Raw genomic sequence first — 23,366 nt, 5'->3', positions numbered from 1 at the left:
GCGATATGCCTCTTCTCGAAGTCCAGGACCTGCATGTCAAACTGCAAACGCAGCGCGGCCCCGCCGAGGCCGTGCGCGGCATCGGCTTCACGCTCGAGCGCGGCGAAACGCTGGGCATCGTGGGCGAGTCGGGCTGCGGCAAGTCGATCACGGTGATGTCGCTGATGGGCCTGTTGCCGTCGACCGCCGAGGTCAGCGGCAGCATCCGCTTCGACGGCGCCGAGCTCGTCGGCCGCGACGAAAAAGCCATGTGCCAGATCCGCGGCAACCGCATCGGCATGATCTTCCAGGAGCCGATGACGGCGCTGAACCCGGTGCACACCATTGCGCGGCAGGTCGGCGAGCCGCTGCGGCTGCACCGCGGGCTCACGGGCGCCGCAGCGCGCAAGGAAGTGCTGGCGCTGCTCGAGCGCGTGGGCATTCCCGATGCGGCTTCGCGGCTCGATGCCTATCCGCACCAGTTCTCGGGCGGGCAGCGCCAGCGCATCGGCATCGCCATGGCGCTGGCCTGCGGCCCCGACCTGCTGATTGCCGACGAGCCCACCACGGCGCTGGACGTCACCATCCAGAAGCAGATCCTCGAACTGATCCAGGGCCTGGTCGCGGAGCGCGGCATGGCACTGATCCTGATCTCGCACGACCTGGGCGTGATTGCGCAGAGCGTCTCGAAGATGCTGGTGATGTACGGCGGCAGCGTGGTCGAGAGCGGCCCGACCGAAATCGTGTTTGCCGAACGCGCGCATCCCTATACGCAGGGCCTGTTCGCGGCGCGGCCGGCGCTCGGCGCGCCGCGCGGCATTCGCCTGGCCACCATCCGGGGCAGCGTGCCCGAACTGGTCGACCTGCCGCCGGGCTGCCCTTTTGCGGGCCGCTGCAAGTACACGGTCGATGCCTGCCACACGATGCGGCCGCCACCCACCGTGCTGCGGCACGCGCACGCGGTGCGCTGCATCCGGCTCGAGGAAATTGCCGCAGAAGGCGCCCTGGCACCATGAATCAGCCCACCAGCACGCAGCCCCTGCTCGAGGTGACGGACCTTGTTCGCCACTACGCCCTGCCGCGCGAAAAGCTCTTCGGGCCGCCGCCGCTGGTGAAGGCGCTCAACGGCGTCAGCTTCAGCGTCGCAGCGGGCCGCAGCCTGGGCATCGTGGGCGAATCGGGCTCGGGCAAGTCGACCATCGCACGCCTGGTGATGGCGCTCGACACGCCCACCTCGGGCAGCGTGCGCATGCTGGGCCGCGACCTGCATCGGTTGCCCAAGGGCGAGCTGCGCACGGCGCGGCGCGACTTCCAGATGGTGTTCCAGGACCCCTACGGCTCGCTCGATCCGCGCCAGACCGTGGCGCGCATCGTCGCCGAGCCACTCGAAGCGCTGGCCGAATCCAGCCGCGCCGAGCAGCGCGAGCGCGCCTCCGAGGCGCTGGCCGCCGTGGGCCTGCGCACCACCGACATGGACAAGTACCCGCACGAATTCTCGGGCGGGCAGCGCCAGCGCATCGCGATTGCGCGCGCGCTCATCACGCGGCCCAAGCTCATCGTGGCCGACGAGCCCGTGAGCGCGCTCGACGTGTCGGTGCAGGCCCAGGTGCTCAACCTCATGCAGGACCTGCAGCAGCAGTTCGGCGTGAGCTACCTGCTCATCAGCCACGACCTTGCGGTGGTGAACCATCTGTGCGACGAGGTCTGCGTGGTGTGGAAAGGCAAGATCGTCGAGCAGGGCCCGCCCGGCGAGCTGTTCCGCCATGCGCAGCATCCGTACACGCGCACGCTGCTCGAGGCGGTGCCGCGCACGCCCGCCGGCGGCACGCTGCTGGCGGCCTGAACACTCCGCCGGGCGGTGGCCTGACATCGAAGCTTCGCGCGCCGACCCTAGGATGAGTGGGTCATAAGCATCTGGTTGCGCGGCCGCCCTCTCTCGCGCAAGATGCCTGCCCCCTTGTTCCGAGGACACCGCTTCATGCTCAAACGACGCACCCTGCTGGCCACTGGCGCCGCAGCCCTGGCGCTGCCGGCAACCGCCTTCGCGCAAAGAAAAAAGGACGCGCTGGTGCTGGCGCTCACGCTGGAGCCCACCGGGCTCGACCCCACGGCCAAGGCCGGTGCCGAGATTGCAGAGGTGGTGCTCTACAACGTCTTCGAGACGCTCACGAAGATCAATTCCGACGGCAGCGTTTCGCCCCTGCTGGCCGAGCGCTGGGAAGTCTCGCCCGACCTCAAGACCTGCACCTTCCAGCTGCGGCGCGGCGTCAGGTTCCACAACGGCGAGCCCTTCGACGCCAACACCGTCAAGTTCTCGTTCGACCGCGCCGCTGCGGCCAACAGCACCAACAAGGACAAGCGCACCTTCACCAACATCGCCACACAGGTGGTCGACCAGCACACGGTGGTGCTGATCAGCAAGGAGATCGAGCCCGAGCTGCTCTTCCTGCTGGGCCAGGCCTCGGCCATCATGGTCGAGCCCAAGACGGTGGAGACGAACGCCGTCAAGCCCGTGGGCACCGGCCCCTACCGGCTCGACGGCTGGGCCAAGGGCTCGGCCATCGTGCTCGCCAAGTGGGAGGGGTACCGCAACGCCGACGCGGTGCAGATCCGCAAGGCGAGCTTCCGCTTCATCTCCGAGCCGGCCGCACAGGCGACGGCACTGCTCTCGGGCGACGTCGACCTGTTCCCGCACGCCTCGGTCTCGCGCAGCCTGCCGCAGTTCCAGAACGACAAGCGCTTCCAGGTGCTGTTCAATGCCTCGCGTGGCAAGACCATCCTGGCCGTCAACAACAGGCGCAAGCCGCTCGACGACGTGCGCGTGCGCCGCGCGATTGCCGCGGCCATCGACCGCAAGGCGGTGATCGAGGCCGCCGCGGACGGCCGCGGCGTGCCCATCGGCAGCCACTACGTGCCGGGCGCGCCGGGCTACGTCGACACCACGGGCATCAACCCCTACAACGTCGAGAAGGCGAAGCAGCTCCTGGCCGAGGCGGGCGTGAAGACGCCGCTCGAACTCGAGCTGGTGCTGCCGCCCCCGCCCTATGCGCGGCAGGGCGGCGAGCTCATTGCCGCGCAGCTGGCCAAGGTGGGCATCGTCGCCAGGATCCAGAACGTCGAGTGGGCGCAGTGGATCAGCGGCACCTACGGCAACAAAAACTACGACCTCTCGCTGATCCTGCACGTGGAACCCTTCGACCTCGTGAACTACACCAAGCCCGAGTACTACTGGGGCTACCAGTCGGCCAGGTTCAACGAGGTGTTCGACAAGGCGCGCAACAGCGCGCGCACCGCCGACCGGCTGCGCTACCTGGGCGATGCGCAGCGCCTGCTGGCCGAGGACGCGGCCAATGTCTTCCTCTACCAGCCGCAGTTCATCACGGTGGCGGCGCGCGGCCTGCGCGGGCTCTGGAAGGACACGCCGATCTTCGTCAACGACATCGCCGCGCTCTCCTGGAGCTGAGGTCCGGCATCCGGGAACGTCCCGAGGAAAAAGCCCCTGCGCGGCCCAGCGCCAAAGCCTGCGCTGCGAGAGAATGGCTCGCTGCCCGCGCGTGGCATCTTTCGTGCTGCGTGTCCTTCCTTCGTGCCGCCGCGCCTCCAATCGGGGCGCGCCGCGCATGGGAAGCAGCCATTCGCACCCATCGTTTTTCCGGAGATCACAACGTATGTTGAACCGTCGCACCCTCCTTGCCACCGCTGGCGCCACCGTGGCGCTGGCCTCTCCCATCGCCGGCATGGCGCAGGGGCGGAAGGACGCCATCGTGATCGGCATGGCGCTCGAGCCGCCGGGGCTCGATCCGACCGCCGGCGCCGCAGCCGCCATCGCGGAGGTGGTGCACTACAACATCCTGGAGACGCTCACCAAGATCAACGCCGACGGCAGCGTCGCGCCGCTGCTGGCCGAGAGCTGGGAAGTCTCGCCCGACCTGAAGACCTACACCTTCAAGCTCCGCCGCGGCGTCAAGTACCAGAACGGCGAGCCCTTCAATGCCGCCACCGTGAAGTTCTCCTTCGACCGCGCCGGCGGCGAGAAGAGCACCAACAAGGACAAGCGCACCTTCGCGAACCTGAGCACGCAGGTGGTGGACGACTACACGGTGGTGGTCATCAACAAGGAAATCGACCCCGACCTGCCCTTCGTGCTGGGCCAGGCCACGGCCGTGATCGTCGAGCCCAAGAGCGCCGACGGCAACGCCACCAAGCCGGTCGGCACCGGCCCCTACAAGCTCGACAGCTGGGCCAAGGGCTCGTCGATCACGCTGAGCAAGTGGGAGGGCTTCCGCAGCCCGGCCACGGCCAAGATCAACAAGGTCACCTTCCGCTTCATATCCGACACGGCCGCGCAGGCCGCCGCGCTGATGGCCGGCGACGTCGACGTGTTCACGCGCATCGGCACCCGCGCGGTGCCGCAGTTCAAGATGAATCCGCAGTTCCAGGTGATCCTGGCCGGCTCGCGCGCGAAGACCATCCTGTCGATCAACAACAAGAAGAAGCCGCTCGACGACGTGCGCGTGCGCCGCGCCATCCTCGCGGCCATCGACCGCAAGGCCGTGATCGAGGGCGCGGCCGACGGCTTCGGCGTGCCGATCGGCAGCCACTACGTGCCGGGTGCCGCAGGCTATGTCGACACCACGGGCCTCAACCCCTTCGACGTCGAGAAGGCCAAGAAGCTGATGGCCGAGGCCGGCGTGAAGACGCCGCTCGAACTCACCATGACGCTGCCGCCGCCGCCCTACGCGCGCCAGGGCGGCGAGGTGATCGTGGCGCAGCTCGCCAAGATCGGCATCACGGTCAAGGTGCAGAACGTGGAGTGGGCGCAGTGGCTCAGCGGCACCTACGGCAACAAGGACTACGACCTGTCGATCGTTTCGCACGTCGAGCCCTTCGACCTCGGCAACTACGCCAAGCCCGACTACTACTGGGGCTACCAGTCGAAGGCCTTCAACGCGCTGTTCGACAAGATCAAGACCACGGCCAATGCCGCCGAGCGCAACAAGCTGCTCGGCGAAGCGCAGAAGATGCTGGCGGTCGACGCGGCCAACGGCTTCCTCTACCAGCCGCAGTTCCCCACCATCGCGAAGAAGAACGTGAAGGGCCTGTGGAAGGAGAACCCGATCTTCGTGAACGACCTCTCGGCGCTGTCATGGGGATGAGTGCCGACGTGTCGTCTTCTTCACTGAACGAGCTTTCCGCCCAGGAACTCTCCGCCGCCTACCGCGACAGGCGCCTGTCCCCTGTCGAAGTCACGCAGGCCGTCATCGCGCAGATCGAGCGCTGCGAGCCCAAGCTGCAGGCCACCTGGCTTTTCAGGCCCGAAGCCGCGCTCGAGCAGGCGCGCGCTTCGGAAGCGCGCTGGCAGCGCGGCGATGCGCTCGGTCCGCTCGACGGCGTGCCGGCCACCATCAAGGAGAACATCGCGACCCGCGGCGATCCGATGCCGGCCGGTACGGCCGCCGTCGACCTGAAGCCCGCGCCCGCCGATGCACCGCCCGCCGCGCGCCTGAAGGAAGCCGGCGCGGTGATCGTGAGCAAGACCACCATGCCGGACTACGGCATGCTGTCTTCGGGGCTCTCGAGCTTTCACACGCTGGCGCGCAACCCCTGGGACCTGAGCCGGACCCCCGGCGGCTCGAGCGCCGGCGCCGGTGCGGCGGCCGCCGCGGGCTATGGCCCGCTGCACATCGGCACCGACATCGGCGGGTCGCTCCGGCTGCCCGCGAGCTGGTGCGGCATCTTCACGCTCAAGCCGAGCCTGGGCCGCATCCCGATCGATCCGCCCTACATGGGCCGCGCGGCCGGTCCGATGACGCGCAGCGTCGGCGATGCCGCGCTGATGATGCAGGTGCTTTCGAAGCCCGATGCACGCGACAGCATGAGCCTGCCGCCGCAGGACATCGCCTGGGAGAGCTTCGACGTATCGCCCGACCACCTGCGCGGACTGCGCATCGGGCTGCTGCTGGACGCGGGCTGCGGCCTCGCGGTCGAGCCCGAGATCCAGGCGGCGGTCGAGCATGCGGCGCGCCTGTTCGAAAAGGCGGGCGCCATCGTCGAACCGATGCAGCCGTTCATGTCGCAAGCCATGCTCGACGGCATGGACCACCTGTGGCGCATGCGCTCGCTGGTGGACATGAAGGCGCTGCGCCCCGACCAGCGCGCCAAGGTGCTGCCCTACATCCGCGAGTGGGCCGAGAGCGCGGCCGAATTCAGCGGCGAGCATGTGTTCCGCGGCTTCAGCCAGTTCCATGCGACGCGCGTGGCCACGGTGCAGGCCTGCGCACGCTTCGACTACGTGATCTCGCCGGTGTCGCCGAACATGCCCGCGGCCGCGGAGGCGCCTTCGCCCACCAACGATCCGTTGCGGCCCCTGGAGCACATCGGCTTCACGGTGCCGTTCAACATGTCGGAGCAGCCGGCTTCGTCGGTGAACTGCGGCTACTCGGCGGGCGGATTGCCGATCGGGCTGCAGATCGCAGGGCAGCGCTTCGACGACCTTGGCGTGCTGCGCGTGTCGCGTGCGTTCGAGCAGATACGGGAGCCGCAGCGGCCCTGGCCTGTGTCGCCTTGAACAACAGCGCCTGAACAAAACAGCAGCGCCAGAAAATCAAGTCGCGGCGTAGCGCCCCGGCTTGTGGTTTATCCATAGAAAAAGCCCCATCACCACCGCAGCCAGCACCGACCAGCCCACGCGCTGCGGCGGAATCACGAACAGCGCGAGCAGCACCACCGTGCAGTCGATGCCGATCTGTACCTTGCCGGCGGGCCAGCCGCGCTTTTCCTTCAGGTACAGCGTCAGCACCGTCGCGCCGCCCAGGCTCGCGCGATGGCGCGCGAGGAACAGGCAGCCGGTGCCCAACAGCAGGCCGCCGAGCACCGCTGCGAAAGCCGGGTGCAGCGAATCGATCGAGATGTAGCGCGGCGCCCAGTCGGTCATCACCGACAGCAGCGCAATCGCCGAGAAGGTCTTGACCGTGAAGGCCCTTCCCATGTGGCGCCATGCGAACCAGTAGAACGGCAGGTTCACCAGGAAGAACACCTTGCCGAAGCTCACGCCCGTGGCGTAGTGCAAGAGGAATGCGACACCGGCCGTGCCGCCCGTGAGCAGCCCCGCCTGGCCGAACAGCATCATGGCAATGGCAACGAACAGCGTGCCCGAAAAGATGGCCTGCGCGTCGTCGAAGCGGGAGTGACGCAGCAGTTCGGGCCGCGTGGTGGGTTGTGGCGCATCCATGGCGGACCTGACGCAAATCCCGCGCCACCCGGCGGCCTCAGACCAGGTGGGTTGCCAGCATCTCCCGCGCGCGCGTCACGAATTCGGTCTCTCCGCGGCGCGCGGGCAGGAACTGGAACGCGACCCGGGGCAGGGCCGGCAGTCCGTGCGGCGGCGCGAGCCGGGCGACCCCTTCGCACACCGCCGATTCGTTGAGGCAGGCCACCCCCAGCCCCGCGGCCAGCGCCGACTGCAATCCCGCCACGCCCGAGGCCACGTGCGCCAGCACATACGGCACGCGCCGCCGCCGCAGCAGCGCCACGGTGTACTGATGCAATGAGCAGGTATCCGGCAAGGCGAGCAGCCGGACCGGCTCGCCGCGCGCGAGCCGCATGCCGGCCGCGCCGAGCCACGCGAGCGATTCGCGCCGGATCACCGGTGCCTTCGCACCCTGCTCGGGCGATGGCGATGACCCGGCAATGTTCATCGCCAGCCCCACGTCGAAATCGCCGTGCGCATAGGCGGCCCGCAGCGCGTCGCTCTTCATGATGCTCACGTGCAGCCGCACCTGCGGATAGCTCTCGCCAAGGCGCCCCAGCAGCCGCGTGAGATCGCCGGGACGAAAGTAGTCGGTCACGGCGAGCCGCAGTTCGCCCTGCAGCGTCTCGCCATGCAGGTCGCGGAATGCCTCGTCGCTGAGCGCGAGGATGCGGCGCGCATAGGCCAGGAGCCGCATGCCGGCCTCGGTCGGCGCCACGCCGGCCTTGCTGCGCGTGAGCAGAGACTGCCCCGCCCGCTGCTCGAGCTTGCGTATCTGCTCGCTGACCGACGATTGCGACAGGAAGACGCGCGGCGCCGCGGCCGTGAGGCTGCCGGCATCGATCACCGCGGCCAGGGTGCGCAGCTGTTCCAGGTCGAAGGTCTGCATGGTTCATCCATCCGCATATCCGATGGATTCCATCATATCTTCCCGCTTTTCCGATGTCATGGGAATTCCCACAATAGCCCCATCGTTCACTCATCCCTTCATGGAGTTCCCTATGCCGCACATCGTTGTCCACCTCTCGGGCGAACCCGACGCCCAGCTCACGCGCAAGACCGTTGACGCGGTCGCCGAACTGACCCAGAGCGTGCTCGGCAAGCAATTGCCGGTGATCGCCATCACGGTGCAGTACATCGCCGCCGACACATGGTTCATCGGCGGGCAGTCGCTGGCCTCGCTCGGCAAGTCGGCCTTTCACCTCGACATCAGCGTCACCGACGAAACCAACACCAAGGCCGAGAAGGCACGCTACCTGCGCGAGGTGCATGCGGCCATGGCGCGGCTGCGGCCCGATCTGCACGAGGTGTCGTACATCCATGTGATCGACGCCCGCGGCGCGGCCTACGGCTACGGCGGAAAGACGCAGGAGTACCGCCACCAGCAAGCGGGCGTTTGAAGCCTGTGGCGGGGCATGGCACCATCCGGCCATGCCCTCCGCCACCCTGCACGCCGACAGCTTCGGCAACCCGCTCACGCTCGACGATGCGGCCAGCCTGCCGCTGGTCGAGGACTTCGTCATGGGCTTCGTGTCGACCGAGGCGCGCGCGGTCAACCTGCTGGCCCTCGCCGACCGCGACGCGAGCCCCATGGTGCAGGCCTACTGCGCAACGCTGCACCTCTTTGCGGAATCGCGCGACGCCGCAGCCAATGCACGCCCCTTCCTCGCAAGGGCCCGCGCCGCGTCCGGGCGCGCCACGCCGCGCGAGCGGCGCTACATCGCAGCCATCGAGGCCTGGGCCGAGGGCGACATCGCCAAGGCCATCGCCCTGCACGCCGAGCAGGCACGGGAATACCCACGCGACCTGGTGTCGGTGAAGCTGGGGCAATACCACTGCTTCAACACCGGCGACTGTCCGGGCATGCTCCGGCTCGCGCTCGCCGCGCTGCCGGCCGCGCCCGAGGTGCCCTATGTGCACGGCATGGCCGCCTTCGGCTACGAGCAATGCCACCTGATGCGCGAGGCCGAGGCCAGCGCGCGCCACGCCATCGGCATGTGCCGCAAGGAGCCTTGGGCGCACCATGCGCTGGCGCATGTGATGCTCACCGAAGGCCGGCTCCGCGAAGGGCTGGCCTTCATGCAGGGCGTGAGCGACACCTGGAGCGGTCTCAATTCGTTCATGGTCACGCACAACTGGTGGCACGTGGCGCTGTTCCTGATCGAGCTCGGCCGCGACGACGAAGCGCTCGCGCTCTACGACCGCGAGGTGTGGGGCGTGGTGAAGGACTATTCGCAGGACCAGATCGGCGCCGTCTCGCTGCTGGCGCGCTTCGAACTCGCGGGCATCGAGGTGGGCGCGCGGTGGGACGACGTGGCGGGCCACCTGCTGCAGCGCACCACCGACCATGTGCTGCCTTTCCTCGACCTGCAGTACCTGTATGGCCTGGCGCGCGCCGGGCGCCCTGAAGCCGATGCGTTGCTGCGCAACATCGAGGCCCATGCGCCGCGCGCGCCGCTCTCGACGCGCGCCGCCTGGCAGAGCGTGTGCGTGCCGGCCGCGCGCGGGCTCGCGGCCCATGCGCGCGGCGATTTCGCCTCCACCATCGAAGGACTCGGCAGCGCCCTGCCGCGCCTGGTCGAGATCGGCGGCAGCCATGCGCAGCGCGACCTGTTCGAGCAGGTGTACCTCGATGCGCTCATACGCATCGGCAGCCAGGCCGCGCTCGCGGGCGCCCAGGGCATCCTGCAGCAGCAGCTCAACGGCCAGCCCGAATCGCTGCGCCTGCGGCGCCAGGCCGGCGAGGTCTATGCGCGGCTCGGCCTCGGGCAGCTCGCTCCCCGTCCCTGAGGCGCGGGCGAAGGCCATGCATTCCGGTCATGGGAGGTGGCGCAAAAGGAATTAACGGACGCGCGGGGGCGACTTCTAAACTGCCCGCTCCACATCGCTCCGGGCTCCCTCCCATGCAGAAATCAGTCGTCGTGCTCGCCATCTCCGCGGCTTTGGCAAGCCTCTCATCCGCAGCCCCCGGCGCAACCGATGCCCTCGTCGAGCTCGACCTGCTGCTGCGCGGAGGCACCGTCTACACCGGCGATTCGGACGAGCCCGTGGTGGGCGACGTCGGCATCGCGGGCGACCGCATCGTCTTCGCTGGCCGGAAGGCGCCGCCACAGTTCAGCGCGCGGCGAACCATCGACGCGGCCGGCCTGGTCGTGGCGCCGGGCTTCATCGATGCGCACACCCACGCCGATGCCGACCTGCATTCCACCGATCCGCACAAGCGCCTGAACATTCCCTTTCTCACCCAGGGCGTGACCACCGCGGTCATCGGCAACGACGGCTTCGGCGGTTTCGACATCGCCGCGCAGACGCAGCGCCTGCGATCGGCGCCCGTTGGAACCAACGTCGCCATGTACGTGGGCTTCGGCCCCGTGCGCATCGACCAGCTCGGCGAAGCCAACCGTACGCCCACGCCCGAGCAGCTCGACGCCATGCGCCGGCACGTGAGCCGCGCCATGTGCGACGGCGCGCTGGGGCTTTCGACCGGGCTTTTCTATCCGCCGCAGAATTTCTCGAAGAGCGAGGAAGTGATCGAGCTCGCGAAAGTCGCGGCCCATCACGGCGGGCTCTACGACAGCCACATCCGCGACGAGTCGATGTACAACATCGGGCTCAAGGGCGCCATCGAGGAAGTGATCCGCATCGGCCGCGAAGCCCGCCTGCCGGTGCATGTGGCGCACATCAAGGCACTGGGCGTGGACGTGCAGGGCCAGAGCGGCGACATCATCCGCCGCATCGAGAAGGAGCGCGCCGCCGGCCTCGACATCACGGCCGACCACTATCCGTGGACGGCATCGAGCACGCGTTTCTCGGCCGCGCTCGTGCCGCCCTGGGCGGTCGATGGCGGCCGCGCGGCAATGCTCAAGCGCTTCGACGACCCGGCCGTCCAGGAGCGCCTGCGCACCGGCATGCGCGAGAACCTGCGCCTGCGCGGCGGTCCGGAGACCATCCTGTTCTCGGCCGGCAGCACCAGGTACGTGGGCAAGACGCTGGCCGACGTGGCCAAGGCCTCGAATGCCGATCCGGTGGATGCCGCCATCGCCGTGCTGCGCGACGGCGACCTGATGATCGCCTCGTTCAACCAGAGCGACGACGACGTGCGCGCGTTCATGAAGCGGCCGTGGGTCATGACCTCGTCCGACTCCTCGCTGGGCCATCCGCGCGCCTACGGCACCTTCGCGCGCAAGTACGACCAGTACGTGGTGAAGGAACACACGATCTCGATGGGCCAGTTCATCCGCAGCAGCTCGTCGCTGACCGCGGACACGCTGGGGCTCCGACAGCGCGGGCACCTGCGGCCGGGCTACTACGCCGACGTGGTCGTGTTCGACCCCGCACGCTATGCCGCCAGGGCCACCTACACGCAGCCGGCACTGCTGTCGGAAGGCGTGGTCGCGGTGCTGGTGAACGGCCGCCTGGCGGTGGATGCCGGCAAGCCCACGGGCGTGGGCGCGGGCCAGCCGCTGCTGCGCACGCCGAAGGCCGGCAGCTGCACCTGAGGCGGCTCAGCTCTTCTTCAGATGCCGCCGCTGGTCGTAGGTCGGCTGCGGCGGCAGGTCGGCCAGGTGCCGCGTGTCGGCCCAGTCGAGAATTTCGATGGCATCGGGCATGGCGGGATCGGCAATGCGGATGCGGTTGAAGCCCGCGTTGGGAATGTCGCTCTGGCGCGGCCCGCTCAGGCTGAGCCCGCGCGCGGTGCGCCACACCATGTCGAGCACGCCGCCGTGCGTGACGACCACCAGCCGCTGCCCCCGGTGCGCAGCAGCCAGTGCGCCGATGGCCGCGACGATGCGGGTGTGGAATTCGCGCGCCGTCTCGCCTTCGGGCATGGCGTGGTCCTCGCGGAACTCCAGCCATTGCTCCCAGGCACGCGGATGCAGCGCCTGGATCTCGTCGGCCCGCATGCCTTCGACGATGCCGAAGTACTGCTCGCGCAAGCCCGCCGACGTGACCACCGGCAGCGACAGCTGCAGCGCGGCCGGCGCGGCGGTCTGCTGCGCGCGCATGAGGTCGCTGCTGATGATGTGCTGCGCGGTTTCGCCCGCCAGGCGCAGTCCGAGGCGGCGCGCCTGCTCGTGGCCGATGTCGTTGAGCGGCACGTCGGCATGCCCCTGGAAGCGCAGCTCGCGGTTCCAGGCGGTCTCGCCGTGGCGGATCAGGATGAGTTCGGTCGCGGAGTCGGGTGGAGGCATGGGCATGGAACGCCCATTCTCCACTGCGTGCGTGACGCTCGGGGACCTGGGTGGCTGCATCTGTTGCAGGGCCGCCACCTGCAGCGCGAACGGCGCCGCGCTCGCCGCGCCGGCGATGGCGCAAAATCCGGCCATGCCCCACCTTGTCCTGCTGCCCGGCCTTGCCTGCGACGAGCGCATCTGGGAGGCCCAGATTCCCGCGCTCGCGCCCCTGTTCGAAACGCGCGTGAGCGACGCCCACATGCGGCACGACACCATCGAAGCCATGGCCGCGGCCGTGCTGCGCGAGAACCCCGGGCCGCTCGTGCTGTGCGGCGCGTCGATGGGCGGCATGGTCGCGATGGAAGCTGCGCGGCAGGCGCCGGATCGCATCGCGGGGCTCGCGCTGCTGGGCACCAACGCACGGCCCGAGGCGCCCGAGATGTACGAACTGCGCGAAAGCGCGATCGAACTGTTCGAGCGCGGCGAGCTGCGCGACGTGATCGAGCCCAACGTCGTGTTTGCGTTCCACCCGGCACAGGCCGCCGATGAGGCGCTGGTGCAGCGCTACGTCGACATCGTGCTGGACGCCGGCACGCAGCAGCTCATCACCCAGAACCGCGCGGTGATGCGGCGCCCCGACGCACGCACCCACCTGCCCTCTCTGCGAGCGCCGGTGCTGCTGGTCTGCGGCGACACGGACCGGCTGACCCCGCCCGACTGCACGCGCGAGATCGCGGCGCTGGTGCCGCATGCCGAGGTGGTGTGGGTGGCGCAATGCGGCCACATGCTGACGATGGAGAAGCCCGCTTTCGTCAATGCGGCGCTGCTCGCCTGGCTCGCTCAGTGGAGCTGACCGCCGGTTTCGGCCACGTCCTTTTCAACGGCCAGCGCTGTGGCGACCGCGATGCGCAGCCCCTCGACCATGGTGGCCAGCGACATGCTCGGCGCGCCGGGAAAACGCGCGGCCTGCTCGGGCAGGTAGGGAATGTGGATGAAGCCGCCGCGCAGCCCGGCCGCCGGATGCGTGGCGATGCGGTGCATCAGGCCGTAGAAGAGATGGTTGCAGACGAAGGTGCCGGCCGTGTTCGAGACCGACGCCGGAATGCCGGCCGCGCGCAGGTCGCGCACCATGGCCTTGATCGGCAGCGTCGAGAAATACGCGGCGGGCGCGCCGGGCACCACGGGCAGGTCGATCGGCTGGCGGCCCGCGTTGTCGGCGATGCGGCCGTCGTCGATATTGATGGCCACGCGCTCGGGCGTGATCTCGGCGCGGCCGCCGGCCTGGCCGATGCACAGCACCAGCCGGGGCTGCAGTTCGTCCATCGCACCCGCCAGCGCCTCGATGGCCTGGCCGAAGACGCAGGGCATCCGGCGCGCATGCACGGTGGCGTGGCCGCACCGCCAGCCGTCGAGTGCGCGCACGGCCTCCCATGAGGGGTTGAGGGCTTCGCGTTCGAACGGATCGAATCCGGTCAGCAGGACATCGGTTCGCTGTGCCACGGCTTGACCCGGGCGCTCAGGCCGTCGCGCGAACCACGATGCCCTCTTGCTCCAGGCGCTCGCGAATGCGCCGCGCAAAGGCCAGCGCGTGGGCACCATCGCCATGCAGGCACACGGTCTGGGCATTGACCGGCACGATGCTGCCGTCGATGGCCGTCACCTTGCGGTCGCGCACCAGCGAGAGCGTCTGGGCGAGCGACTGCTCCTCGTCCTCGATCAGCGCGCCGGGCTGACTGCGCGGCACCAGGCTGCCGTCGGGCATGTAGCCGCGGTCGGCAAACACCTCTTCGACCGGCGTGAGCCCGGCGCGGCGCGCGGCGTCGATCATGCCGCTGCCCGCGAGGCCGAAGAACCGCAGCGAAGGGTCGAAACGCCGCACCGCCTCGCAGAGCGCGTCGGCGAGTTCGGGCTCCTTCACCGCCTGGTTGTAGAGCTGGCCGTGCGCCTTCACGTGCGAGAGCTGGCCGCCCTCGGCCTTGGCGATCGCGGCCAGCGCGCCGACCTGGTAGAGCACGTTGGCCACGATCTCGTCGGGCGGCAGGTGCATAGTGCTGCGGCCGAAGTTCTCGCGGTCCGGGAAGCTCGGATGGGCGCCGATGGCCACGCCGCGCTCGATGGCCCAGCGCACGCATTGCCGCATGGTCCTGGCGTCGCCGGCATGCCAGCCGCATGCGATGTTGGCCGAGCTCACGAGGCCGAGCAACGCTTCGTCGCTGCCGGCGCCTTCGCCGAGGTCGGCATTCAGGTCGATTTGCATAGAGCTTTGTTCCTTCTTCAAGGCGGACTGGCGCGCCAGGACAAGCCCGCGCGCCAGCTGCTCGCACAGTCTATGCCGGTCTCGGCCAGCCCGCTGCCGCGAGCCCTTGCGCCACCTGCGCGAGATAGCGCTGCTGCTCGGCCCACGCCTCGAGCGCTGCGGCCATGTCGACCTGCACCAGCCGCAGCCGGCCATCCAGCGGCGCCTGCGCGAGCTTCCACAGGTCGGCGCGGATCACCACGCCGATGCGCGGATAGCCGCCGGTGGTCTGCGCGTCGCCCATCAGGATGATCGGCTGGCCCGAGGGCGGCACCTGGATCGTGCCGGGAATGACGCCCGACGAGAGCATGTCGGCGCTGCGCCTGCGCTTGAGCTCGGCGCCCGCGAGCCGGCTTCCCATGCGGTTGCTCTGCGCGGTGATGCGCCAGCGCTCGCTCCAGAGCAGCGCGTGCGAAGCCACGGTGAACTGGTCGAACTCGGGGCCGGGCAGGACGCGCAGGGCGATGGCCGAATCGCTTTCCTCGAGGCCCCAGTCCGGACCGCGCAGGCCGAACGGACGCCGGGCGAGCTGGGCGGCATCGAGCGGCGTGGCGCCCAGCGGGAGCCGGTCGCCCTTGCGCAGCGCGCGCCCCTGGTGGCCGCCGAAGCCGGCCTTCAGGTCGGTGCTGCGCGAGCCGAGCACCAGCGGCACGTCGATGCCGCCCGCCACCGCGAGCCAGCTGCGCAAGCCGGCCTTCTTGCCGCCGGCTGCGTTGGCGCCCGCGAGCTTGAGCGTTTGCCCGGCAGCGACAGGCATGCTCCAGCAGGGCCAGAGCGGCGCGCCGTCGAGCCGCGCGCCGAAGCCGTCGCCCACCAGCGCGATCCGGGTGGCGGTCTCGAAGCGGATCTCGCTACCGCCCATGGTGAGCTCGAGGCCGGCCGCGCCGTCGGCATTGCCGACCAGCCGGTTCGCCAGCGTGAGCGCCAGCACGTCGAGCGCACCGCCGGGGCAGATGCCGAGCTGGCGGTGCCCATGCCGCCCCAGGTCCTGCACCGAGGCCAGCATGCCGGGCTTCTGCACCAGCATCATGCCTGCACGCTTTCGACGACGAAGCGGACATGGTCGCCCGGCCGCAGCAGGGTGGGCGGCTCGGCCGACGGATCGAAGAGTTCGAGCGAGGTGCGGCCGATCAGCTGCCAGCCGCCGGGCGACACCAGCGGATAGATGCCGGTCTGCTCGCCGCCGATGCCGACCGAGCGCGCGGGCACCGCCGTGCGCGGCTCGGCGCGGCGCGGCGTGGCAAGCTCGGGCGGCAGCCCGCCCATGAAGGCGAAGCCGGGCAGGAAGCCGAGCAGGTAGACCACGTAGTCGGCCCCGCTGTGGCGCCGCACCACCTCGGCCGGCGTGAGCCCGGTGTGGGCCGCGACATCGGCCAGGTCAGGCCCGTGCTCGCCGCCATAGGCCACCGGAATCTCCACCCTGCGGCCCTCGACGGCCGTGGCCGCGAGCCGCGGCCAGGCCTCGTTCACGTGCGCCATCAGCGCCTCGATATCGATCGCGGTCGGATCGAAGGTCAGCGTGAGGTTGTTCATGCCCGGCAGCACCTCGCCCACGCCGGCCCATTGCTGCACCTCGGCGCCCAGCGCCCAGATCTGCTGCTGCTGCGCCAGCGTGGCAGGCGGCGGCAGCTCGCAAAGCAGCGCCGCATCGCCGAGCGGATGCAGGCGCGGCAAGGGAAACCGGCTACTCACGGCCCAGGCTGCGCACCTTGGCCGCGAGCTGCTTCTCCACGTCGGGCGAAACGAACTTGTGGACCTCGCCGCCGAGCATGGCGATCTCGCGCACGAAGGTGCTCGAGATGAACTGGTACTTGTCGCTGGGCGTGAGAAACACGGTTTCGACGTCGGGCATCAGCGAGCGGTTCATGCCCGCGAGCTGGAACTCGTAGTCGAAGTCGGTCACGGCGCGCAGGCCGCGCACCATGGCCTTGCCGCCGCGCGCCACCACGAAGTCGCGCAGCAGGCCCGAAAAGCTCTCGACCGTGACCTGGTCGCTGTAGGGCTTCACGGCCTCGCGCGCCATCTCGATGCGCTCCTGCAGGCTGAACAGCGCCTTCTTGTGATGGCCCGCCGCCACCGCGACGATGACCTTGGAGAAAAGCTGGGTTGCACGCCGCACCACGTCCTCGTGGCCGAGGGTGATGGGATCGAAAGTGCCGGGATAAACCGCGATCACGTTGCTGGCCATGGTTGCTTCTTCCTCATGCAGCCGGTGCGGCTTGTTCGGCGGATTATGCAGTCCCGTTTGCGGCCTGCCTCAGCAAGTGCGCATGCACGGCCCCGGCCTTGAGGTAACGAAAACCTACAAGGCCGAGCGTGGCCAGCTCCTCGTCGCTCCAGCGACGCGGTGCCTCCAGGTAGATCGCGCCCCCGGCTTTCACGGCACGCGCGGCGGCGCGCAGCGCGGGTTCGTAGAGGGCGGGGCTGTCGAAAGGCGGGTCGAGAAAGACCGCATCCAGGCTGCCCGCGGGCGCGCGCTCGAGCGCGGTGAGCCCGTTGCCGCGCTCGATGCGCACGGCCTCGGCCGAAAGCTTGGCCTTGGCGGCCTGCAGCTGGGCCGCCAGCGCGGCGTCCTGCTCGCAGAGCAGCACGCTCGCGGCACCGCGCGACGCGGCCTCCAGGCCGAGCGCGCCGGTGCCCGCGAAAGCATCGACGCAATGCCAGCCCGGCAGCTCGCCGCCGCCGGCGCCCGCGATGCTCGCGAGCCAGTTGAACAGCGTCTCGCGTACGCGGTCGGGCGTGGGGCGCAGGCCCGGCTTGTCGGCCACGGAAAGGCGGCTGCGCTTCCACAGGCCGCCGATGATGCGCACCTCGCGCGGCAGCGATTTCGATCTTGGTGATGGCGACGGCGACGGCGTCGAGGGGGAACGCCTGGCGGCTGCGGCTTTCTTCTGGGGCATGCGGCAAGCTTAACGCCGCCGCATGCGAGCTCAGGTGCCAAGCAAGGCCCGCCGCGCCAGCAGCGCGGCAAGCAGCAGCATCGTGCCGCCAATCAGCGCGTCGAGCATCTGCCAGGCGCGCGGCCGCGCAAACACCGGTGCCAGCCAGCGCGCACCGAAGCCCAGCGCCGAGAACCACAGCGCGCTCGCCATCGCCGAACCGGCGACGAACCAGGCCTTGAGCGCGCCGCCGTACTGGGCGCCGGTGCTGCCCACGAGCAGCACGGTGTCGAGGTAGACATGCGGATTCAGCAGGGTGAAGCCCGCCGCCTGCGCCAGCACCGCGGTGCGCGAGAGCGATGCGCCCTGGGCCTTTGCGTGCAGCGCGCCGGGCTGCCGGGCACGCCACAGCGCGCGCAGCCCGTAGGCCCCCAGGAACAGCGCACCGAGGCCGGCGAGTGCGGTGGCGAATGCGGGCCGCCCTTTCAGCGCCTGCGCCATGCCAGCCACGCCTGCCGTGATCAGGATGGCATCGCTGGCCGCACAGAACAGCACCACGGCGCTCACATGCTCGCGCCGCAGCCCCTGGCGCAGCACATAGGCGTTCTGCGCACCGATGGCGACGATGAGCACCAGGCTCATGAGAAACCCGTTGACGAATGCGGTGGAGATTTGTTCGATGACCATGGCGTCAGCTTGCCGCTTCAGTTCTATTAACTCAAACTAAACTTCCTAAGCCATATTCAGTTTTTCTAATTCCCGCGAACCATGCTCGACTACGCCGCCCTGAATGCATTGGCCGCCGTGGTGCGCGAAGGCAGCTTCGAGCGCGCGGCCCGCGCACTGAACGTCACGCCGTCGGCCGTCTCGCAGCGCGTGAAGCTGCTCGAGGAGCGCACGGGCGGCGCGCTGCTGGTGCGGGGCCAGCCTTGCGTGGCGACGGAAGCCGGGGAGCAGCTCTGCCGGCACTTCGAGCGCGTGGGCATGCTGGAGCACGAGCTGCGCGAGGCGCTGCCCGCGCTCGGCACGGGCGGCAGGAATGGCAAGAGGGCAGAGCGCGTCACGGTGCGGGTGGCGGTGAACGCCGACAGCCTGGCCAGCTGGTTCATGGCCGCCGCCGCGGCCTTTGCAAGGCAGGAGGAATCCGCCCTGCTCGACCTGACCGTGGACGACCAGGACCATACCGCCGAGCGCCTGCGCAGCGGCGCGGTGCTGGCGGCCGTCACCGCGCTGGCTCAACCCGTGGCCGGCTGCAACAGCGAGGCGCTGGGCAGCATGCACTACGTGGCCGCCGCGAGCCCGGAGTTCGTCGAGTGTTACTTCGCCAGGGGCGTGGGCGCGCGCACATTGGCCCATGCGCCGAGCCTGGTGTTCGACCGCAAGGACCGGCTGCAGGCACGCTGGGTGCGGCGCATCTGCCATCGCAGCATCGAGACGCCGCGGCACTGGCTGCCCTCGGCCCAGGGCTTCGTCGACGCGGCGCGCGCCGGCATGGGCTGGGGGATGCTGCCGGCCAGCATGGCGGCCGAGGCGATGCGCACGGGCGCGCTGGTGGAACTGGTGCCGGGATCGGCGCTGCAGGTGCCGCTCTACTGGCAGCAGGCACGCGCCGCGCCGCAACTGCTCGAGCGCCTCAAGGCCGCGGTGCGCGCGGCCGCTGCAAGCGGCGCGCACGCCCTGCGCTGAAACGCTGCCTTATTTGCCGCCCACCACCACCGTCACCATGCGTTCGGGCTGCAGCTTGCGCGCGAAGGCGGCCCGGACCTCGGCCGCCGTGACCGCGTCCATGCGCGCGGTCCAGGTGTCGAGATAGTCGAGCGGCAGGTCGTGCCAGGCGATGTTGGCCACGTTGCCGATGAGCTTGCGGTTGCTGTCCAGCAAGAGCGGAAAGCCGCCGATCAGGTTGTCCTTCGCGGCCTTGAGCTCGGCGGCGGTCGGGCCTTCGGCCACGAACCTGGCGAGCACGTCGCGCGAGACCTTCACCGCTTCTTCGGCCTGGTCGGGACGCGTCTGGAAGCCCACGCGGAACGCCCCGGCGTCCAGGCCCGGCGCAAAGCCGCTGTAGACGCTGTAGGCCAGGCCGCGCTTCTCGCGCACTTCGTTGGTCAGCCGCGAGACGAAGCCGCCGCCGCCCAGCACGTAGTTGCCGAGCGTGAGCGCGAAATGGTCGGGATCCTTGCGCGGGTAACCGGGCTGGCCGATCAGCACGTGGGCCTGGGCCGAGGCGAACGGAATGCGCTCGTCCTTGGGCGCGGTGAGCGCGGCCACCGGTGCGATCGCCGGGAGCGGCGTGCACGCCTCGGGCCCGGGCAGCCGGGAGAGCAGCGCGGTGGCCATGGCTTCGGCCTCGGCGCGGGTCACGGCGCCCACGATGCTGAGCTTGGCCCGGCACGGCACGATCAGCTCCTGGTAGCGCTGCCGCATCGCGGCGGTGTCGATCCGCGCGAGCGTGGCTTCGGTGACTTCCTGCCCGTAGGGATGGCTGCCGTAGACGGCCTTCGCGAAGGCACGGCCCGCGATGGTCGCCGGCTTGGTATTGGCCTCTTTCAGCGAGGCATTGATGCGCTCCCGCTCGCGCTGCCAGACGTCGTCGGGAAAGGCCGGCTCGCCGATCTCGCGCGAGGCCAGCGCCACCACCTTGGCCAGCAGCGCCGGATCGGACAGGGTGCGCAGCGAGTAGCTGGCGCGGTCGGTGCCGGCGCTGGTGCCGAACTCGGCGCCCAGGTCGGCCCAGGCTTCGCCGAGCGCGTTTTCGTCGAGCGCGGGCTCGCCGTTCCTGCCGGCGCGCACGCCCTTCTCGACCATGGTCGCAGTCGCGCTGGCCAGGCCGGCCTGGCCAGCCGGATCGCGCCGGCTGCCGGCGTCGAAATCGATCTGCACGTCGACGATGGGCAGCGCCTGGGTCGACACCAGGTAGATCTTAGCGCCGCTCGCGAGCGTCCAGTGCTCGATCGGCAGCGCAGCCTGTGCGGCGTTCAGGCCTGCGAAGGCCGTGGCGGCCGCGAACAGCGCGGAGCGCAGGATTTTTGTCATGGGGGTCATTGAAGAATCCGGGCCTTTCAGCGCAGCTCGCCCTGCGGGGCGGCAAAACCGCGGCCGCGCGGCCTGGCTTCGAGCGGCAGGGGGCGCAGGGTGGCCACGGTGAGCTGGTCGTCGCCGAAGTACTTGCCGGCCACGGCCTGCACCTGGGCCGGGGTCACGGCCTGCAGCTTCGCGACGATGCGCGCGCTGGTGTCCAGCGGCAGCCCCTGGACCCAGTTGCTGCCGAGTTCGCGGGCCTGCGCCATCACGGAATCGCGCTTGTAGGTCTGGCTGGCCACCCACTGCGTCTTGACGCGCGCGAGTTCGGCTTCGCTCACGCCTTCCTTCGCCACGCGCGCCACCTGGGCGCGAAGCGCCGCCTCCACCGCTTCGGCGCTCTTGCCGTGGGCCGGCACGCCCACCAGCGTGAACAGCTGAGGCCCGCGGCCGGCCAGGCCGGAATAGGCACCGGCCGAATCGGCCACGCGGTCGGGGCCCTGGGTCAGGGCACGGTCGAGCCGTGCGCCCGTGTAGCCGTCGAGCACGGCCGACAGCACCTCGAGCGCCCACACGTCGCTGTCCGCGGCATCGATGCTCTCCAGCTGCGGAATGCGGAAGGCGAGCGACACGTAGGCCTGCTCGGCCGGCGCCTTGAATTCGATGCGGCGGATGCCGCGCTGCGCGGGCTCGGTGCGCGGCTTGCGCGCCGGCACGGCGCGCGCGGGAATGCGGCCGTAGTACTTCTCGGCCAGCGCGCGCACCTGGGCCACGTCGACGTCGCCCACCACCACCACGGCGGCATTGGCGGGCACGTACCAGCGGCGGAAGAAGGCGCGCGCGTCGTCGGGTGTCATGGCGTCGAGGTCGCTCATCCACCCGACCACCGGGCGGTGGTAGGGCGAGGCCATGAACACAACCGCGTTCTGCTGCTCGCCGAGCAGCGCGCGCGGCTGGTCTTCGGTGCGCAGGCGGCGCTCTTCCTTGACCACCTCGATCTCGCGCCTGAACTCGTCGTCGGACCACTGGTTGTTGGCGAAGCGGTCCGATTCGAGCTTCATGACCTGCTCCAGGCTGCCCACGGGAATCTGCTGGTAGTAGCCGGTGTAGTCGCGCGTGGTGAAGGCGTTCTCCTGGCCGCCCAGCGCCGCCACGCGGCGCGAGAACTCGCCGGGCTTGATGTCCTTGGTGCCCTTGAACATCATGTGCTCGAGCACGTGGGCCACGCCCGAAGTGCCGTCGACCTCGTCGACCGAGCCCACGCGAACCCAGAGCATCTGCACTGCGGTGGGCGCGCGCCTGTCGGGCTGCACCAGCAGCGTCATGCCGTTGGCGAGAGTGAATTGCTGGGGTGCGGATGCGGCCGCGGCAGTGTCGGATGGAGCGGCGGAAACCGGTGTGGACTGGGCCTGCGCAGGCATGGCCCACGGCGCGCAAAGCGCCATTGCCAGCACCGCACCGGACGCAGCACGGCGTGGCGAGGGGTGTTTCATAGAATGGGTCGGATTGTAAAAAGCTCCCGATGTTCAGTTTCTTCAAGAAAAAACCGCCTGCCGAATCCCCGGCCGCGCCGGCGCCCTCACGGGCCGTCGAGCCGGTACCTGCACCCGAGCCCGCCCCTGCGCCCGCTGCCGCACCGGCGCGCTCGGTGTTCTCTCCGTCGAGCTGGTTCGGCTCCAAGCCTGCCGCAGAGGAAGCGGCGCCGCCGCCTGCAGCGCCAGACACGGCGCCCCCGGTCGCGCCCCCTCCGGCGCCAGCCGCGGCGCCGAACCTCGCCCCCGTGCCTGCTGCACCGGTACCCACGCCGGCCGTTCCGACCGTACCCCCGCCCCCGCCCACCCTCGCCACCGAGGCCGCCATGCCGGCCGAGCGCAAGGGCTGGTTCGACAAGCTCAAGACCGGCCTGCGCAAGACCGGAACCGGCATCCAGGCGGTGTTCGTCAACGCCCAGATCGACGAAGCGCTGTACGAGGAACTCGAATCGGCCCTGCTGATGGCCGATGCCGGCGTCAAGGCCACCGAGTACCTTCTCGAGGACCTGCGCGGCCGCGTCAAGCGCCAGATGGCCACCGACGCGGCGCAAGTGAAGCGGCTGCTGGCCGATGCCATCACCGACCTGCTCCAGCCGCTCGAAAAGCCGCTGGTGATCGGCCAGTTCACGCCGACGGTGATCATGGTGGCGGGCGTCAACGGCGCCGGCAAGACCACCTCGATCGGCAAGCTCACCAAGCACCTGGCCAGCGAGGGTGCCTCGGTGCTGCTGGCGGCGGCCGACACCTTCCGGGCGGCGGCGCGCGAGCAGCTGCTGGTCTGGGCCGACCGCAACACGGTCGAGATCGTGAGCCAGGAAGGCGGCGACCCGTCGGCCGTGAGCTTCGACGCCGTCACGGCCGGCAAGGCGCGCGGCAAGGACGTGGTGCTGGTCGACACCGCAGGCCGGCTGCCGACGCAGCTGCACCTGATGGACGAGCTCAAGAAGATCAAGCGCGTCGTCACCAAGGCCGACGCCAGCGCGCCGCACGAGGTGCTGCTGGTGATCGACGGCAACACCGGGCAGAACGCCCTGGCGCAGGTCAGGGCCTTCGACGAGACCCTGGGCCTCACTGGCCTGGTGGTGACCAAGCTCGACGGCACCGCCAAGGGGGGTGTGCTCTGCGCGATTGCGCGCGAGCGGCCGATTCCGGTCTACTTCATCGGCGTGGGCGAGAAGCTCGAAGACCTCGAGACCTTCAACGCACGCGAGTTCGCCATGGCGCTGCTGGGCTGACGCG

Annotated in this window: 23 protein-coding genes; 11 read left to right on the top strand and 12 right to left on the bottom strand. The window is 69.8% G+C overall.

The window, feature by feature from the left end:
- The first annotated feature begins 5 nt into the window (after positions 1-5).
- From IB278_RS01490 to IB278_RS01470, 5 genes are all read left to right on the top strand, one after another.
- Complete coding sequence (locus tag IB278_RS01490; RefSeq protein ID WP_192322460.1) at positions 6-995, top strand: ABC transporter ATP-binding protein; 990 nt, start codon at positions 6-8, stop codon at positions 993-995.
- Entirely contained in the window at positions 992-1,822 is an 831-nt protein-coding gene (locus IB278_RS01485; protein ID WP_192322459.1) for an ATP-binding cassette domain-containing protein, read from the top strand. The genes IB278_RS01490 and IB278_RS01485 overlap by 4 nt, the downstream gene beginning before the upstream one ends.
- Positions 1,823-1,957: 135 nt before the next feature.
- Positions 1,958-3,442 (top strand): ABC transporter substrate-binding protein, encoded by a 1,485-nt coding sequence (locus IB278_RS01480; protein WP_192322458.1) that lies wholly within the window; start codon positions 1,958-1,960, stop codon positions 3,440-3,442.
- A gap of 205 nt (positions 3,443-3,647) precedes the next feature.
- Positions 3,648-5,135 carry an ABC transporter substrate-binding protein gene (locus IB278_RS01475; protein ID WP_145740327.1) on the top strand — a complete coding sequence of 496 codons (1,488 nt, stop codon included), beginning with the start codon at positions 3,648-3,650 and terminating at the stop codon, positions 5,133-5,135.
- Entirely contained in the window at positions 5,132-6,547 is a 1,416-nt protein-coding gene (locus IB278_RS01470) for an amidase (protein ID WP_192322457.1), read from the top strand. Before IB278_RS01475 ends, IB278_RS01470 begins: the two co-directional genes overlap by 4 nt.
- A 36-nt stretch (positions 6,548-6,583) precedes the next feature.
- Here IB278_RS01470 and IB278_RS01465 read toward each other — a convergent pair whose 3' ends face one another.
- Both IB278_RS01465 and IB278_RS01460 read right to left on the bottom strand, forming a co-directional pair.
- A complete protein-coding gene (locus IB278_RS01465) occupies positions 6,584-7,210 on the bottom strand; it encodes a YitT family protein (RefSeq protein ID WP_192322456.1) in 627 nt (208 codons plus the stop codon).
- Between the two features lie 37 nt (positions 7,211-7,247).
- Positions 7,248-8,117, bottom strand: a complete 870-nt coding sequence (locus IB278_RS01460; protein ID WP_192322455.1) for a LysR family transcriptional regulator — start codon at positions 8,115-8,117, stop codon at positions 7,248-7,250.
- A 112-nt stretch (positions 8,118-8,229) separates the two neighbouring features.
- On the opposite strand from IB278_RS01460, the gene IB278_RS01455 reads away from it, so the two are divergent.
- The 3 genes from IB278_RS01455 (at position 8,230) to IB278_RS01445 (ending at position 11,727) form a co-directional block, all read left to right on the top strand.
- On the top strand, positions 8,230-8,628 hold the full coding sequence (locus IB278_RS01455) for a tautomerase family protein (protein WP_192322454.1): 399 nt from the start codon (positions 8,230-8,232) through the stop codon (positions 8,626-8,628).
- A 31-nt stretch (positions 8,629-8,659) separates the two neighbouring features.
- Positions 8,660-10,018 carry a tetratricopeptide repeat protein gene (locus IB278_RS01450; protein WP_192322453.1) on the top strand — a complete coding sequence of 453 codons (1,359 nt, stop codon included), beginning with the start codon at positions 8,660-8,662 and terminating at the stop codon, positions 10,016-10,018.
- Between the two features lie 113 nt (positions 10,019-10,131).
- Positions 10,132-11,727: an N-acyl-D-amino-acid deacylase family protein gene (locus IB278_RS01445; RefSeq protein WP_192322452.1), complete on the top strand. Its 1,596-nt coding sequence runs from the start codon at positions 10,132-10,134 to the stop codon at positions 11,725-11,727.
- A gap of 6 nt (positions 11,728-11,733) precedes the next feature.
- On the opposite strand, the gene IB278_RS01440 is transcribed toward IB278_RS01445, so the two are convergent.
- Complete coding sequence (locus IB278_RS01440) at positions 11,734-12,426, bottom strand: histidine phosphatase family protein (RefSeq protein ID WP_145740314.1); 693 nt, start codon at positions 12,424-12,426, stop codon at positions 11,734-11,736.
- 109 nt (positions 12,427-12,535) lie between these two features.
- On the opposite strand from IB278_RS01440, the gene IB278_RS01435 reads away from it, so the two are divergent.
- Positions 12,536-13,255, top strand: coding sequence for an alpha/beta fold hydrolase (locus IB278_RS01435; RefSeq protein WP_192322640.1), 720 nt, complete (start codon positions 12,536-12,538; stop codon positions 13,253-13,255).
- On the opposite strand, the gene pcp is transcribed toward IB278_RS01435, so the two are convergent.
- From pcp to IB278_RS01400, 7 genes are all read right to left on the bottom strand, one after another.
- Positions 13,243-13,902, bottom strand: coding sequence for a pyroglutamyl-peptidase I (gene pcp / locus IB278_RS01430; protein WP_192322451.1), 660 nt, complete (start codon positions 13,900-13,902; stop codon positions 13,243-13,245). The two genes, IB278_RS01435 and pcp, sit on opposite strands and share 13 nt — an antisense overlap.
- A gap of 16 nt (positions 13,903-13,918) precedes the next feature.
- Positions 13,919-14,659, bottom strand: coding sequence for a 5-oxoprolinase subunit PxpA (gene pxpA / locus IB278_RS01425; protein ID WP_192322450.1), 741 nt, complete (start codon positions 14,657-14,659; stop codon positions 13,919-13,921).
- Between the two features lie 70 nt (positions 14,660-14,729).
- Entirely contained in the window at positions 14,730-15,728 is a 999-nt protein-coding gene (locus IB278_RS01420) for a biotin-dependent carboxyltransferase family protein (RefSeq protein ID WP_192322449.1), read from the bottom strand.
- The gene (gene pxpB / locus IB278_RS01415) at positions 15,725-16,372 is read right to left on the bottom strand and encodes a 5-oxoprolinase subunit PxpB (protein ID WP_192322639.1); all 648 of its coding nucleotides are present in this window, start codon (positions 16,370-16,372) and stop codon (positions 15,725-15,727) included. Before pxpB ends, IB278_RS01420 begins: the two co-directional genes overlap by 4 nt.
- Before the next feature lie 10 nt (positions 16,373-16,382).
- Positions 16,383-16,886, bottom strand: a complete 504-nt coding sequence (coaD, locus tag IB278_RS01410) for a pantetheine-phosphate adenylyltransferase (protein ID WP_015867138.1) — start codon at positions 16,884-16,886, stop codon at positions 16,383-16,385.
- Positions 16,887-16,929: 43 nt separating this feature from the next.
- Positions 16,930-17,598, bottom strand: coding sequence for an RsmD family RNA methyltransferase (locus tag IB278_RS01405; protein ID WP_145740306.1), 669 nt, complete (start codon positions 17,596-17,598; stop codon positions 16,930-16,932).
- Positions 17,599-17,628: 30 nt separating this feature from the next.
- Positions 17,629-18,264, bottom strand: coding sequence for a LysE/ArgO family amino acid transporter (locus tag IB278_RS01400; protein ID WP_145740304.1), 636 nt, complete (start codon positions 18,262-18,264; stop codon positions 17,629-17,631).
- Positions 18,265-18,345: 81 nt separating this feature from the next.
- Here IB278_RS01400 and IB278_RS01395 point away from each other — a divergent pair, with 81 nt between their 5' ends.
- Positions 18,346-19,263, top strand: a complete 918-nt coding sequence (locus IB278_RS01395) for a LysR family transcriptional regulator ArgP (RefSeq protein ID WP_192322448.1) — start codon at positions 18,346-18,348, stop codon at positions 19,261-19,263.
- Between the two features lie 9 nt (positions 19,264-19,272).
- Here the strand turns inward: IB278_RS01395 and IB278_RS01390 are convergent, their stop codons facing one another.
- Both IB278_RS01390 and IB278_RS01385 read right to left on the bottom strand, forming a co-directional pair.
- Entirely contained in the window at positions 19,273-20,619 is a 1,347-nt protein-coding gene (locus IB278_RS01390; RefSeq protein ID WP_192322447.1) for a M16 family metallopeptidase, read from the bottom strand.
- 17 nt (positions 20,620-20,636) lie between these two features.
- The gene (locus tag IB278_RS01385) at positions 20,637-22,088 is read right to left on the bottom strand and encodes a M16 family metallopeptidase (protein ID WP_225612647.1); all 1,452 of its coding nucleotides are present in this window, start codon (positions 22,086-22,088) and stop codon (positions 20,637-20,639) included.
- 29 nt (positions 22,089-22,117) lie between these two features.
- Between IB278_RS01385 and ftsY the strand changes: the two genes are divergently transcribed.
- Positions 22,118-23,362 (top strand): signal recognition particle-docking protein FtsY, encoded by a 1,245-nt coding sequence (gene ftsY / locus IB278_RS01380; RefSeq protein WP_192322446.1) that lies wholly within the window; start codon positions 22,118-22,120, stop codon positions 23,360-23,362.
- Positions 23,363-23,366 lie beyond the last annotated feature (4 nt).

It is taken from the genome of Variovorax sp. VRV01, from assembly GCF_014852545.1.
Lineage (GTDB): Bacteria > Pseudomonadota > Gammaproteobacteria > Burkholderiales > Burkholderiaceae_C > Variovorax > Variovorax beijingensis_A.
The sequence above is the reverse complement of the archived record's forward strand: the minus strand, read 5'-3'. Positions and strand labels throughout refer to the sequence as shown.